9 protein-coding genes are annotated in these 14,055 nt (G+C 74.9%); 2 read left to right on the top strand and 7 right to left on the bottom strand.

Annotated elements, in window-relative coordinates; all coding sequences use genetic code 11:
* Positions 1-26 precede the first annotated feature (26 nt).
* Positions 27-4,883 carry a Pls/PosA family non-ribosomal peptide synthetase gene (locus tag PH191_RS03360; protein WP_274193201.1) on the bottom strand — a complete coding sequence of 1,619 codons (4,857 nt, stop codon included), beginning with the start codon at positions 4,881-4,883 and terminating at the stop codon, positions 27-29.
* 300 nt (positions 4,884-5,183) lie between these two features.
* On the opposite strand from PH191_RS03360, the gene PH191_RS03355 reads away from it, so the two are divergent.
* Positions 5,184-6,881, top strand: coding sequence for a heparan-alpha-glucosaminide N-acetyltransferase domain-containing protein (locus tag PH191_RS03355; RefSeq protein WP_274193200.1), 1,698 nt, complete (start codon positions 5,184-5,186; stop codon positions 6,879-6,881).
* A gap of 75 nt (positions 6,882-6,956) precedes the next feature.
* Here the strand turns inward: PH191_RS03355 and serA are convergent, their stop codons facing one another.
* A complete protein-coding gene (gene serA / locus PH191_RS03350) occupies positions 6,957-8,156 on the bottom strand; it encodes a phosphoglycerate dehydrogenase (protein WP_274193199.1) in 1,200 nt (399 codons plus the stop codon).
* 105 nt (positions 8,157-8,261) lie between these two features.
* On the opposite strand from serA, the gene PH191_RS03345 reads away from it, so the two are divergent.
* Positions 8,262-8,810, top strand: coding sequence for a hypothetical protein (locus PH191_RS03345; protein WP_274193198.1), 549 nt, complete (start codon positions 8,262-8,264; stop codon positions 8,808-8,810).
* A gap of 55 nt (positions 8,811-8,865) precedes the next feature.
* Here PH191_RS03345 and rutA read toward each other — a convergent pair whose 3' ends face one another.
* The 5 genes from rutA to PH191_RS03320 are packed head-to-tail and all read right to left on the bottom strand — an operon-like array spanning position 8,866 to position 14,046.
* The gene (gene rutA / locus PH191_RS03340) at positions 8,866-9,918 is read right to left on the bottom strand and encodes a pyrimidine utilization protein A (protein WP_274193197.1); all 1,053 of its coding nucleotides are present in this window, start codon (positions 9,916-9,918) and stop codon (positions 8,866-8,868) included.
* Between the two features lie 24 nt (positions 9,919-9,942).
* Positions 9,943-11,016, bottom strand: a complete 1,074-nt coding sequence (locus tag PH191_RS03335) for an LLM class flavin-dependent oxidoreductase (protein WP_274193196.1) — start codon at positions 11,014-11,016, stop codon at positions 9,943-9,945.
* Positions 11,009-12,400 (bottom strand): MmgE/PrpD family protein, encoded by a 1,392-nt coding sequence (locus PH191_RS03330; RefSeq protein ID WP_274193195.1) that lies wholly within the window; start codon positions 12,398-12,400, stop codon positions 11,009-11,011. The genes PH191_RS03335 and PH191_RS03330 overlap by 8 nt, the downstream gene beginning before the upstream one ends.
* Positions 12,401-12,454: 54 nt before the next feature.
* Positions 12,455-13,843 carry an amidase gene (locus tag PH191_RS03325; protein WP_274193194.1) on the bottom strand — a complete coding sequence of 463 codons (1,389 nt, stop codon included), beginning with the start codon at positions 13,841-13,843 and terminating at the stop codon, positions 12,455-12,457.
* The gene (locus PH191_RS03320) at positions 13,840-14,046 is read right to left on the bottom strand and encodes a hypothetical protein (RefSeq protein WP_274193193.1); all 207 of its coding nucleotides are present in this window, start codon (positions 14,044-14,046) and stop codon (positions 13,840-13,842) included. The genes PH191_RS03325 and PH191_RS03320 overlap by 4 nt, the downstream gene beginning before the upstream one ends.
* Positions 14,047-14,055: the final 9 nt, after the last annotated feature.

Raw genomic sequence — 14,055 nt, 5'->3', positions numbered from 1 at the left:
GGGTCCGTCCGTCCTCGGGGTTCGGGTCAGTCGCTGCCGCGGGCGGGGTTGCCGCCCCAGGACTCCGCGGGCGGCACCTCCTCGCCCTTCATCAGGAAGGTGTCGGGCGCGAGGATCGCGTCGTCGCCGATCGTCGTGCCGTAGTGCACGAAGGAGGAGACGCCGAGCGTCACGCGGTTCCCGATCACCACGTGGTCGGACTTGAACCCGCCGTCCTCCTGGGAGTGGCACTGGACGATGCAGCCCTCGCCGAGGGTGACGTCGTCGCCGATCGTCGTGAAGCCCTTCTCGGTGAGGTTGACGCCGTCGTCGAACACCCGCGCGCCGATGTGGACACCGAGCAGGCGCCAGACCAGGGGCTTGAACGGCGTGCCGTTGAACAGCTGCACCCAGTCGGGCGCGGGCACCTTCCAGTAGCGCTCGTGGCGCAGGAAGGCAGGGTCGTAGATCGAGCACCCCTGCGGCGCGAGCGACTTCAGGGGGGACAAGACGCGCTCCACCAGCGCGAAGTAGCCGACCAGCACGACGAGGCCGACCAGCTCGGCCAGGACGACCTCGCCGGGGCCCGCCGCGATCGGCAGCGAGGCGATCACCGCGATGCTCACGAGCGCCAGGTAGAGGAAGAACCACCGCACCAGCAGGTGCAGCGCCATCGAGACGCCGTTGTGGCGGTTCTTGCGGCGCAGCGCGGCGGCCAGCTCCTGCGGGTCGGCGACGTCGAGGGCGCTGTCGCGCGCCACCGTCCGCGGGATCTCGAAGCTCGGGGAGCCGAGCAGGCCGACCCCCGTCCGGACGGGTCCGTGCAGCGGGACCTGCACCTTCGTCGCGAGCAGGCAGTCGTCGCCGGTGCGGCCCTGGGGCGGGTAGGCGATCTTGTTGCCGAGGAAGTTGTTCGCCCCGATCGCCGTCTGCGAGACGCGGAAGGACGTCGCGGAGTACTCGGCGTTCATCACCGACAGGCCGTCGGCGACGACGGTGCCGCGCCCCACGCTGGTGAGGTAGGGGTTCTCGTGCGCGACCGCCATCCCGAAGTTCGAGCCCGTCTGCTCGATCGGCCGGAGCCGGTAGCCGATGAGCACCAGGTAGTGGGCGATCGCGGAGCTGTCCCCGAACAGCTCGACGAAGGGCTTGACGTTGGTCAGGGCCCCGATCGAGCGGTGCAGCCAGTAGCGGACCCCGTAGAGGGGGTAGACGACGTCGGGGCGGACCCCGAGCGCGAACAGCCGCGGCACCGTCGTGCTCACGAGCAGACCCAGCACCAGCGCACCGAAGTAGAGCAGGGCGCTGAGCGCGAGCAGGTCGACGTGGAACGCCGGGATGGCGAGCGCGCCGGGTGCGGGGGCGAGCAGGGCGGCGAACTGCGGCACGAGGGAGTAGAGCGCGCCGGCGATCAGGAGGGCGGCGGGCGAGGCCACGGCGAGGACGAACACGCCCAGCACCGTCGAGTACAGCGCCCGGCGCGACCGGCTGCCGGGGGCGGGCGGCACCGCCGGCAGCGGGCCGTCGGCGCGGCGTCCCGGCGAGCCGTGCCAGACCTCGCCCGCGGGGATCGCCTGCCCGGCGTGCAACGACGAGCTGTGGGCGAGCGACGCCCCGTCGCCGACGGCGGTCCGCACGTCGAGCACCGTCGCCTCGCCGACGAAGGCGCCCGCGCCGATGCTGACCCCGCCGATCTCGATCCGGCCGTCGTGCGCGCGGTAGCACGCGACGACGCTCTCCTTCCGCACGAGGCTGCCGTCGCCGATGCTGAACAGGTCGGTGCACACCGGCACCTGGCCACTGAGGTAGACGACGTCGCGACCGACCTTCGCCCCCAGCGCGCGGAGGTAGAGCGTGAACGCGGGCGTCCCGGCGAACAGCACCATCGGGCTGGCGCGGACCAGCGTCTTGACCACCCAGAACCGCAGGTAGGCGGGGCTCCACACGCGGATCGAGCCGGGCTGCCAGCGCCCGATCAGCGCCCACTTCGCGGCGATCGGCACCACGCTGAGCGTCACGAACCCGATGACCCCGGCGAGGAGGGCACCGAGGTATCCCCCCACGACCCCCGTCGCCGCGGTGACCGCCTCGAACCCCCACACGAGGATGAGCGCGGCGAGGTAGCTGTACGCGAGCACGCAGGCCAGCTGCGCCGCGCCGCACAGGACGAACGCGGCTGAGGTCGCGCGCGGGCCGGTGGGCTCCTCGCTCTCGGTCGCCGGCGGGCCCGCGGGCCCGGAGCGGACCCGGTCGGGGTCCGCGCCCCCGTCGAGCGCGGCGGTCAGGCTCGCGATGGTCGGGTTCCGGTAGACGTCGGGCATCCCCACGGACGGGAGGTCGTCGCGCTTGCGCGTGCGGGCGCAGAAGCGGGCCATCAGCAGCGAGTCCGCGCCGAGCTCCTCGAAGAAGTTCGCGTGGGGCGGCACGTCGGGGCGCTCGAGGACCTCGGCGAGCACCGCGCCGAGTCCGGAGGTCGTGCGCGCCGCGCCGGAGGCGTCGGACTTCTTCGGGGTGGGCGCGAGGGCCACGGAGAGCTTCGCCAGCGTCGGGTGCTGGTAGATGTCCTGCATCGCCGCCGACGGCAGGTCGGGGTGCTTGCGGATCCGCGCGCAGAAGCGCGCCATGAGCAGGGAGTCGGCGCCCAGGTCGTCGAAGAAGTTGCCGTCCTTCGGCACGTCGGGGCGACCCAGGATCTCGACGAGGATCTCCCGCAGGAGCGCCTCGGTGGCGCCGGGAGCCCCGGCCGGGGCACCACTCGGTGCCCCGGTCGGGGTCTTGGCCGGAGCGGACGGCGCGAGCGCGGCGAGCGGTCCCGGGGCCGGCGAGCCGCCGGGACGGCCGGTCGCCGGGGGTCGGACGCCGGGTCCGGCGGGACCCGGTCCGTTCGGTCGGCCGGGCGCGCCGGGGCGGGCGGGCGCGCCCGGGGGGACGGGCCCGCCCTGTCGGATGGGCGGGCCCCAGCGCGGGGGCGCGGACCGCCCGCTGGTGCCCGGGATCCCCGGTCCGGGGGTCGAGGGCCCGGGAGTCGTGTGGCCAGGAGTCGTGTGGCCAGGAGTCGTGTGGCCAGGAGTCGTGGGACGGCGCCCGGGAGGGGCCTGGGGCCGGAACGCCTGCGGGGCCGCCGGGGGCGGCGTCGCCCGGACCGCGGTCGTCGGCGCGTCGACCGCGTTCGGCGGTGCGGACGTGGGCGCGGGAGCGGCCCCGGGGCGCCGGTGCGGCGTCGTCCCCTGGCCGGCATCGTCGCCCGCGTCCGGTGCAGCGTCCGGTGCAGCAGGTGCGGGATGCGGCGCCGTCCCCTCGGGAGCGACGTCGTCGGCCGGCTCCGGGGACTCGACAGCCGGGGCGTCGACCGCCGGAGCATCGACAGCCGCAGCGTCGGCACCCGGAGCATCGACCGCGGCGTCCTCCGCCGGCTCGGCCGCGTCGACGGACGGGGCCGGCAGGGTCATCACGGTCGTGCGGTTCGACCGCCGGGGCGCCGGCCGCGGCGGCGGTCGCACCCCGGACGGCGGAATTCGTTCCCCCCGCCCGCCGGCGCCGTCCATCCGCGCGATGCGCTCGACGTCGCCGGCCGGCGTGATCCGGCCGAGGTCGCCGGTGCGGAACATCAGTGCCGGACCCCGGCCGGGAGTGGAGGGGCCGGGTGCGGGGACGAACGCCTCCGCGGTGAGGTCCCGGCGCCCGACGTAGCCGCGCGCCACGCCGGGACCGGTGATGGCGATCTCGCCGATCCCCCCGGCGGGCAGCACGCGCCGCGGATCGGCGGGGTCGGCGATGACGACGCCGTAACCGGGCAGCGGGCGCCCGAGGGTCGCCGGACGGTCGGGACGGAGCTCGGTGCCCAGGGAGGCGACCGTGGTCTCGGGGGCACCGTGCAGACCGACGATCCGGCGGCCGGTCCGGTGCCAGCGGGCGAGGAGCGTCTGCGGGCGGTCGGTGCCGGACAGCAGCAGCAGGCGCAGGTCGGGCAGCGTCTCCTCCACGCCGTCGAGGTCCTCGGAGCTCGCGCGCAGGACCGTGACGCGCTGGTCGCGCAGGTGGCGCCCGAGCTCGGCGCCGCGCAGCCGCGGCCCCGCCGGCGGGGTGACGACGGTGGCCCCGCACGACCAGGCGAGCCACGTCTCGAGGACCGCGAGGTCGGAGCCCGCGCGGGGGTCGTGGTGGACGCGGTCCTGGGCCCCGATCTGGAGGAGCCCGGCCGCGCCGCGCAGGAAGGCGGCCGCCGCCTCGTGCCCGACGGCCGTGGCGCGCAGGCCGCCCTGGGCCCCGCCCGAGCGGTCGGCGGCGTGGACCACGACGTAGGCGGGCTTGTCGGCGACCGAGCCGCGCTCGGCCGCGGTCAGGCGCTGCGCGTCCTCCTTCTCGACCCGGGCGCGGACGCGGTCGAGATAGATGGCGTCGACGTCGGACCGGTCGAGCCGTCCCGCCGCGTCGGTCGTGGTGAGCACGACGCCGGCACCGGCCGCCTCGAGCACGGCCGCGAGCGCCACGTCGGGCAGCCGGGCGTCCAGCGGGACCCAGACGGCAGCGATCCGCGCGACCGCGAGCTGGGCGACGAGGGCGTCCTCGGGACGATCGAGCAGGAGCGCCACCCGGTCGCCCGCGGCGATCCGGCGCCGTCGTAGGTAGCGCGCCAGCCGCACGGCGGCGGTCTCGAGCGCCACGTAGGACACCGGGCCGTCGGCGGTCTCCGCGGCGTTGCTCGTCGCCCGGCCGTGGCGGCGGAGCTCGTCGCAGGTCCGCTCGAACAGCCGGTCGATCCGCTCGTCGGTGGGTGCGGGCGGCGCGCCCCCACCGGGGCCCAGCCCGGGACCGGGACGACGGCGCGACCCGGTCCACCGGCGCCGCGTCGCCGGCGGCACGGGGTGCGCCGTGGCGACGCCGTGCGTTGCGCCGGCGACCATCGCGACCCCCACGTTCGTCCCGTGACTCTCTGCGCAGGCGCGCACCAGACCCCGGCATCGTCACGTACAGGAGTGTCGTCGCACACCGTCATCACTCGAATGAAGTAATGCTGGTCGGCACTTTCCCGGGGCCGACCGCACCGAGCGCCGGTTCGGACACTCTCGGTGAGCCTTACCCGAGGGTGACAAAGCTATGGCCCCGGGCAGCGGGAAGGCTGACCGCGCGGCGATGGTCCGTGCCGTCCGGCCGGCGGACGCTGATCCTCACAGAAAGCTCGCCGAGCTCCGAGGAGTCACCCGATGGCCAGGACCGCCGCACTGCCCCGTGTCGAGGGCCTGGCGCCGTCGACGGCGACCCGAGGGGCGACACGAGCAGCGGCTCCGGGCACGGTGCACCTCCGCCGTCCGGTCGCCGACCCGCGGACGGCTCGCGGTGACCGCGGGGCGACGTTCCTCCCGGAGCAGCGACTGCCCGCCGAGGGGCCGCCCGACGCCCCGACCGTCCGTCTGCCCGTGGCCCGTGACGCCGGCGCCTCCGGGTCCCGGGTCCGGGGCATCGACGCGGCCCGCGGGCTGGCCCTCCTGGGGATGATCGCGGTCCACACCCTGCCCCTGTCCGAGAACGGCGAGCTCACCACCGTCGGCCTCCTCGCCGGCGGGACGTCGGCGGCGCTCTTCGGCCTCCTCGTCGGGGTGTCGGTCGCCCTGCTGACCGGTCGTCGGCAGGTCACCGTCGGCGCCGGGACGTTCGGGACCCACGCCCTGCGCCTCGCGGTGCGGGGGCTGGCGGTCGGCGTGCTCGGCCTGGCGCTCGGCGAAGCGGCGCTCGGCGACGTCGACATCATCCTGACCTACTACGGGGTGCTGTTCCTGCTGGCCGTCCCGCTGATCCTGCTGCCGACGCGTGCCCTGTTCGCGCTCGGTGCGGCTCTCGCCGTGGTCGCCCCGATCACGAGCCACCTCGTCCGCACCGGCATGCCCCCGGCCGAGCTGATCGACCCGTCGTTCACCGCGCTCGTCACCGACCCCGCCGGCCTCCTCACCACCCTGTTCCTCACCGGCGCCTACCCGATCTGGCCCTGGCTGACCTACCTCTGCGTCGGCATGGCGGTGGGACGCTGCTCGCTCGCCACCACGCGCACCGCCGCCGTGCTCGCGGCCTCCGGTGTCGCGCTCGTCGCGGCGGCCGCGGCCGTGTCCCACCTGGCGCTCGTGACCGCCGGCGGACTGGGCCGGATCCTCGCCGACCCGGGCCTGCCCGCCGAGGAGCTGCAGACCGCGCTCGTCGAGGGACCGAACGGCGTCACGCCGGCCACCAGCTGGTGGTGGCTCGCGGTGGACTCCGCGCACTCGTCGACCCCGCTCGACCTGGCCCGCACCGTGGGCACCTCGCTGGCGGTGCTCGGCGCCATGCTGCTGCTGGACCGGGCGCTCGCCCGGGGAGGCTCGTCCTCGTGGGGCCGGATCGTCGACGCGGCGCGGTCCCCGCTGGCCGCGGCCGGCTCGATGACGCTGACCTTCTACACCCTCCACGTCGTCGTCGCGGGCCTCGCGGGGGAGGCCGCCGCGCCCTGGACCCTCTACCTCGTCCAGGTCGTGGTCGCCCTGGCCGTCGGCCTGCTCTGGCAGCGCTTCGTCGGGCGCGGTCCCCTCGAGGCCGGGGTCAGCACGCTCACCGACGTCGTCGCCCCCTCGCCCTCGGGCCGGGCGGCCGGCCGACCCGCGCCGACCCGCCCGTGGCGGGCGGGCCTCGTCGCCGCGCTCGTGCTCGCGGCCATCGTCGCCGGCGCCTTCGCGGTCGCCGGGGACCCGACGGCCGAGTCGTCCTCGTCGTCGGCCACGAGCGAGCAGGTCGACGGTGCAGAGCTGGACGATGCAGGGGTCGACGGCCAGGAGTCCGACGCCCCCGCGGCCGACCAGCCGGTCCCGTCCGACGAGCAGGACGCGTCCGCCCCGCAGGACGAGGGATCGTCCGGGACCGCGGACGAGGACGACTGAGCCCCACCCCGACGGAGCCCCACCCGGCGGAGCCTCACCCCGACAGCAGCCCTGGCGCCGGCCCGACGGCCGGCGTCAGGGCGTCCAGGTGCGCAGCCACACGGTGTGCGGTGAGCGGCGCAGCTCGGCGAGCGTGTCCTCGGGGACGGGGCTGTCGGTGTCGGTGAGCACGTAGCCGCGCTCGCCGCGCGTGGACAACGCCTGGCTCACCACGTTCACCCCGCTGTCGAGCAGGACCTGGTTGATCCCGGCCAGCACGCCCGGCGTGTTGGTGTGCAGGTAGCCCATGCGCGACGCCGTCGGCGCCGCGGGCAGGGCGACCTCCGGCATGTTCACCGACAGCGCCGTCCGGCCCGTGCCGATGAACTGCAGCAGCTTGGTGGAGACGAAGCCGCCGATCTCCTCCTGCGCCTCCTGGGTGGACCCGCCGACGTGCGGGGTCAGGATCACGTTGTCCAGCCCACGCAGGGGCGACTCGAAGACGTCGCCCTGGGCCTTGGGCTCGATCGGGAACACGTCGAGGGCCGCCCCGGCGATGTGGCCCGAGAGCAGGTGCTCCCGCAGCGACTCGTCGTCGATCACCATGCCGCGCGAGGCGTTGATGAAGATCGACCGCGGCTTCATCAACGCGAACTGCTCGGCGCCGAACAGGCCCGCGTTCCCCGGCCGCCCGTCCACGTGCAGGCTCACGATGTCGGCCTCGGCCAGCAACGCCTCCAGTGACTCGACCTTGCGGGCGTTGCCGTGCGCGAGCCGGTCGGCGGTGTCGAAGAAGATCACCCGCAGCCCGACCGCCTCGGCGATGTTCGACAACTGGGTGCCGATGTTGCCGTAGCCCACGATCCCCAGGGTCCGGCCACGGAACTCGTGGCTGCCCCGGGCGGACTTGTCCCAGATGCCCTCGTGCATGCGCGCGTTCTTCTCGGGAAGGCGCCGGACCAGCGCGATGATCTCCCCGAGCACCAGCTCCACGACACTGCGGGTGTTCGAGAACGGGGCGTTGAACACCGCCACCCCGCGCTCGGCCGCCGCACCCAGATCGACCTGGTTGGTACCGATGCAGAAGCACCCCACGGCCAGCAGATCCTTGCCGGCCTCCAGCACGTCGGGGGTGATCGTGGTGTTCGACCGGATCCCGAGCACCGACACCCCGGACAGGGCATCAGCCAGCTCGGGCCCGCTCATCGCGCCCGAACGCGCGTCGACGTCGACACCCTGGGCACGGAACGCATCCGCGGCCACGGGATGGATGTTCTCCAGGAGCAGCGCCTTCACACTCCGAGAGTAAGGCAGCGGTGAAGCCTGTCACATACTGCAGCCCGGTCCATCGCGTCCGGCAGATCGGTGAACGGCGTCGCCGGGCGTGCGGACGCTCCGGCGTTGACCCCCGCCCCCGGCTGCAGCAACGTGATCGCCGTGGCCGCCCGCAACCTGACGCCCCGGCCCCTCGCGGTCGAGGAGCTCCCGCCCGCGATGGCGGCGTTCATCCGCGCCCAGGCCGAGCTCCGGGGGCTGGACCGCGACCCGCTCCCCGACACGACGCACGGGCTGCGCACCGACGAGGAGACGCTGGGCCCGCGCCCCGGCGGCCGGGGCCTGCAGACCGAGCGCCACACGGTGGAGATGCTCCTGACGCCCGAGCTGCTGATCATCTCCTACCGCGAGGGCGGCGACGACGGCGGCGAGAGGATCGGGCCCACGGCGCGCGTCAGCTTCCACCGGCTCGCCGAGCTCGAGGTCGCCACACCACCTGCCGGGATGCAGCGGCGGACGCACGGCAGCCCGCCGGCGCCGCCGAAGGACGCCCTGACGGTGACGAGCACGCCGCTGGGCGCCACCCGGCGCACGACCCGCCACGTCCCGACCGGCAGCGGCCCCGACGTCACGCGGTTCCGCGAGGCGGTGCTGGCGGCCCAGGAACGCGCCTGAGCCCGTGCCCCCGGTGACGGACCCCGCGGGGGGTACGGGGTCCGCCACCGGAGTCCTATCCGAGCAGGGGCTTCACGCGCGTGCCGAAGTCGTGCACGCCCTGCTCGAAGTCGTCGAAGGTGAACATCATCCCCTGCACGCCGGGCATCTTGGCGACCTCGTCGACCTGTCGCGCGACCGACTCGTAGGAGCCGACGAGGGTGGCCATGTTGAAGTTGACCGCGCCCTCGGGGAGGTTGATCGTCCGCGCGGTGCCCGACCCGTCGGCGGTCGTGTCCGCGTTGCCCTCGTCGGCCATGTAGCCGAGCGCTCCGGCGTCGGCGCCCTCGTTGTAGGAGCGCCACTTCGCGTGGGCCTCCTCGTCCGTCTCGGCCATGATCGCCATGAACAGCGGCAGCGAGCGGACGTCGCGGCCGGACTCCTTGGCGAAGGAGGCCAGGCGCTCGGTGGGCTCCCGGTAGACCTCCGGGTTGTTCACCCCGGGCGAGAGGATGAAGTTGTAGTCGCCGTACTCGGCGCAGAACTTCATCCCGCGCTCCGACTGCCCGGCGCAGACGATGTCGACCTTGCCCGAGGGCTGCGGGGAGAGCACGCAGTCGTCCATCTGGAAGTACTGACCGTCGAGGTCGCAGCGTCCGGTCTCCCACAGGTCGCGCAGGACCTTCACGTACTCCGTGGAGTAGTCGTAGCGGTAGCCGAAGTAGTCGTCGCCGGGCCACAGGCCCATCTGCTCGTACTCGCCCTTGGCCCAGCCCGAGACGATGTTGACGCCGAAGCGGCCGGGCGCGATCTGGTCGATCGTCGACGCCATCCGCGCGACGAGGGCCGGCGGCAGCGTCAGCACCGCGGTCGAGGCGTAGAGCTTGATCCGGTCGGTGACCGCCGCGAGGCCCGCCATCAGCGTGAACGACTCGAGGTTGTGGTCCCAGAACTCGGTCTTCCCGCCGAACCCGCGCAGCTTGATCATCGAGAGCGCGAACGCGAAGCCCTGGCGCTCGGCCTCCTGCACCACGTTCTTGTTGAGCTCCCAGGTCGGCATGTACTGCGGGGAGTTCTCCGAGATGAGCCAGCCGTTGTTGCCGATCGGGATGAAGACGCCGAAGTCCACGAGGGAGCTCTCTTTCCTGCGGGGTCAGGGAACCGGGAGGGGGAGCGCGCGCAGCGCCGGGACCACCTCGCGGGCGAGGAGGTCGAGCGAGGTCCGCGCCGCCTCGACCGGCATGCCGGCCCAGTCGGTGCGGAACACGAAGTGGTCGACGCCGAGCTCGTCGCGCCACGGGAGGAGTGCCGCGGTGCAGTCCTCCGGAGACCCCACCACGAAACGATCGCGGGAGAGGTCGTCGTAACCGACCCGGAACGACTCCGTCCCGGGCATGACACGGTCCTGGCCCCAGTCGGCGTAGACCTCGTACTTCCGCGCCAGGTACGGCATGGCCTGCTCGAGGGCCTGCTCGCGCGTGGGGGCGCAGAACACCTCCCGGATCAGCGGGAGCTCGTCGACCGGGCCCCGCCCGGCGCCCTCCCGCTCGGCCCGGAACAGCTCCAGCTGCCGGGCGACGGTGGCCCGGGTGGCGTGCGGATTGATCATCCACGTGTCGGCGAGACGGGCCGCCCGCCGCACCGCGCCGTCGGAGTTGGCCGCCATCCAGATCGGCGGTCTCATCGGTGGGGATGGCCGGGCCACGGGGCGGAACGTCGTGCGCACGCCGTCGAGGCGCGTCCAGGGCAGGTCGGCCGACACGGCCTCGCCGCGCCAGAGCGCCTCGACGATCCGCAGGTTCTCGGTGAACCGCCGGACCTTCTGCTCGGGCGGGACACCGAAGGCGTCGTACTCGACCTGCCGGTAGCCGAGCCCGACCCCGAGCACCGACCGGCCGCCGCACACGACGTCGAGGCCGGCGTAGGCCTCGGCGGTGTCGACGGGGTTGTGCAGGGCGAGCAGGTGGATCCCGGTGCCGACGGTCATGTCGCCCGCCTCGGCGGCCAGCCGCGCGAGCCACGGCAGCGGCTGGATGTGCGCCATCGACTCGGCGAGGTGGTGCTGGCCGGCGAAGACCGAGTCCATCCCCGCGTCTCGAGCGGTGCGCACGAGGCCGAGCTGCTCGTCGAGGGCGACGAGGGGATCGCGGCCCGGCGGCTGCTGATGGGTGAGGAAGACCCCCGCCCGCACCCGTCGTCCGCCCACGGGGTCGGCGGGGTCAGCCACGGCACGCCTCGGCGAACTCGGCGGCAGGACGGTCGTCGCCGAGCGACAGCACCGCGGCGCGCACGCGCTCGGCCGTCGCGGCGTCGGCGACCCGCCCGATCGTCCCCTCGAACTTCTCGACGATCTCGGCGTTGGTCAGCGGGCGCTGGTCGTGGCCCCGGTTGACCTGCTCGCGGTGCGCGACGACGCGGCCGTCGGCGAGCTCGATCTCCACGCGCCCGGAGTAGGCGTCGGGGAACAGGCCCTCGTGGTCGTCGACGACCTCGACCTTTCGCGCCAGCGCGAGGATCCCGGGGTCGGCGAGGGCCTCGTCCTCGAGCTCCGCGAGCGTGAACCGCCCGCGCGCCAGGGCCGCCGACACGGCGAACGGCAGGCTGAACTTGGCGTCGTACTCGTCGCGCGGCGCCCACTTGTTCTCCGGGGGCTGGCAGACGACCTTGCCCGGCACGGGGTGGATCGCGCAGCGGATCGCGCGGACGTCGGCGGCGTCGATGCCGTGCTCGTCGCGCAGCAGCAGCGCCGCGTCGGCGAAGGCGTGGTTGAAGTGGCAGATCGGGTACGGCTTCACGGCGGTGCGCATCAGCTCCCAACGGGTGCCGAGGTCCTCCCCCACCGCCTCCGGGCGGCTCGTCCGCCCGGCGAGGTGGGTGGCGTAGAGCCCGAAGCGGCCCTCGTACACGGCGGCCGGGCCGGTCCAGCCCGCGCGGGCGAACGCCGCGGCGGTCAGCCCGCACATGGCCGCCCACCCGGGGTGCAGGCGCTTGGTCCACGACCCGTCCTCGAGGAACTCCAGCAGGCCCGCCGACATCGACCCGACGACGCCCTGCGCGGCGACGAGGCCGTCGGCGTCGAGCCCGGTCAGCCGGCCCGCCGCGACCGCGGCGCCGAACGCCCCGGCGACGGCCGTCGGGTGGAAGCCGACGTCGTGGAAGCCGCCGGCGCCGCCGAGCCCGACCCGCGCCGAGACCTCGACGCCCAGGACGTAGGCCAGCAGCATCTCGCGCGTGCTCGCCCCGGACACCGTCGCCGCGGAGAGCGCGGCCGGGAGCGCGGCGGCGGAGACGTGGGTGACGGCGGGGATGTGGGTGTCGTCGAAGTCCATCCCGTGCACGAGCACACCGTTGAGCACCGCGGCGTCGCGCGGGGAGAGCCGGTCGGGCATGCCGAGCACCGGGTGGTCGCCGCCGCCGAACGTCGCCAGCGCGTCGCGAGCCACGCCGGAGAAGCGGTAGGCGGTGGAGGCGTACGCCAGGCCGACCGCGTCGAGCACCAGGTGGCGGGCGCGCTCGAGGACCTCGTCCGGGACGTCGGCCGGGTCGAGCGCGGCGGCGAAGTCCGCGACGCGGCCGGCCAGGGCGGTCCGGGTGGGGCTCTCCAACGACACGAGCCGCTCCAGGTGGGTGCGGTGACCGGGGCCACAGCAACATACGTCAGACGTTTAGAGCACGGAAGGGGGCGCCAGGAGGTGGTGGCTCGTGCGCTCCTGGAACACGCGTGCCGCCCACAGCGCCGTGGCCTCCCGGTGCGGGGCGGCCACGAGCTGGGCGGAGACCGGGCAGCCGTCGGGCGCGAGCCCGGTGGGCACGGCGAGCCCGGGGGCGCCGGTGAGGTTGCCCAGCATCGTCGAGCGCGACTGGGCGGCGTAGAGCGGGAACTCCTCGCCGTCGACGAGGACGGTGCCCTCGGGCAGCCGGGGCGCGGTGGACGGGCAGGTCGGCACCACGAGGAGGTCGGCGTCGGCGAACACCGCGTCGAGCTCGCGCTGCAGCTCGACGCGGAACTGCAGGGCGCGCAGGTAGTCGACCGCCGGGGTGACGATCCCCTGGCTGATCCGCCGCACCACGACCGGGTCGTAGCGGTCCCAGCGGTCGGCGTCGACGCGGTGCAGCGTCGCCGCCTCGGTGAACACGACCTGGTAGCCGATCGGCAGCGCCTCGCCCGCCGACGGGACCTCGCCCGCGACGACCTCGGCGCCGGCCGCGACGAGCACGTCGACCAGGTGCGCCACCCCGGCGCGCACGGCGGCGTCGCAGAGCTCGGTGAACGCGCCCCCGGGCACGGCGATCCGCAGACCGATGAGGTCGCCGCCGTCGGGGACGTCCCACGGGGGCAGCGGCCCGCTGCGCGGGTCGGCGCCGTCGGGTCCGCGCAGCACCGCGAACAGCCGCTCCGCGTCCCGGGCGCTGCGGGCGATCGGGCCGACCGTCTCGGTGGTCCACGACAGCGGGAAGACCCCGGTGCGCGGGACCGCGCCCGCGGTGGGCTTGAGCCCGTTGAGCCCGCACCACGCCGAGGGCAGGCGCACCGACCCGCCGACGTCCGTGCCGAGCGCGCACGGGACGGCGCGCGCGGCGACCGCGGCCGCCGACCCGGTCGACGACCCGCCTGCCCAGCGCTCGCGGTCCCACGGGTTGCGCACGGCGCCGAAGCGCGGCGGGTGCGGGCCGCCGACGGCGAACTCGGTGGTCGCGTCCTTGCTGACCGCGATGGCCCCGGCGTCCTCGAGGCGCCGTACGACGGTCGCCGACGCCGTCGCGGGCTCGTCGCCGTGGCACCACGAGCCGGCCGTGGTCGGTACGCCCGCCACGTCGATGACGTCCTTGACCCCGAACGGCACCCCCTCCAGGGGCCGCGGGGTGCCGGACGCCCACCGGTGCGCGGACTCCTCCGCCGCGGCGCGGGCGCGGTCGTCGAGGACGCGGATCGTGCAGTTCAGCGCCTCGTGCGCCGCCGCGAGCCGGGCGAGTGCGTCGTCCACCGCCTCGACGGGGTCGAGATTGCCCGTGCTGTACGCCTCGAGCAACCCGGTGACGTCGAGGTCGCTCACCGACGCAACCAGGCGTCGCCGTGCGCCGGGTCCGCCGCCCCGTCGGCCGGCAGCGGGCGGGCCCGCAGCCTCGCGACGGCGTCCTCGGCGCCGACCACCGCGGCCCGCAGCGCGAGGACGACCTCGTCGTCGACCCGGTAGCCGAGGCGGGCCGCGAGGGCGGCCAGCTCGGCCGTACCGGGAACGCCCTCGGGCACGCTCACCGGATTCCC

Source organism: Actinomycetospora callitridis (assembly GCF_028737265.1).
In the GTDB taxonomy this organism is placed as follows: domain Bacteria; phylum Actinomycetota; class Actinomycetes; order Mycobacteriales; family Pseudonocardiaceae; genus Actinomycetospora; species Actinomycetospora callitridis.
Note: the sequence above shows the minus strand (reverse complement) of the source record. Positions and strands in the feature narration are given on the sequence as shown.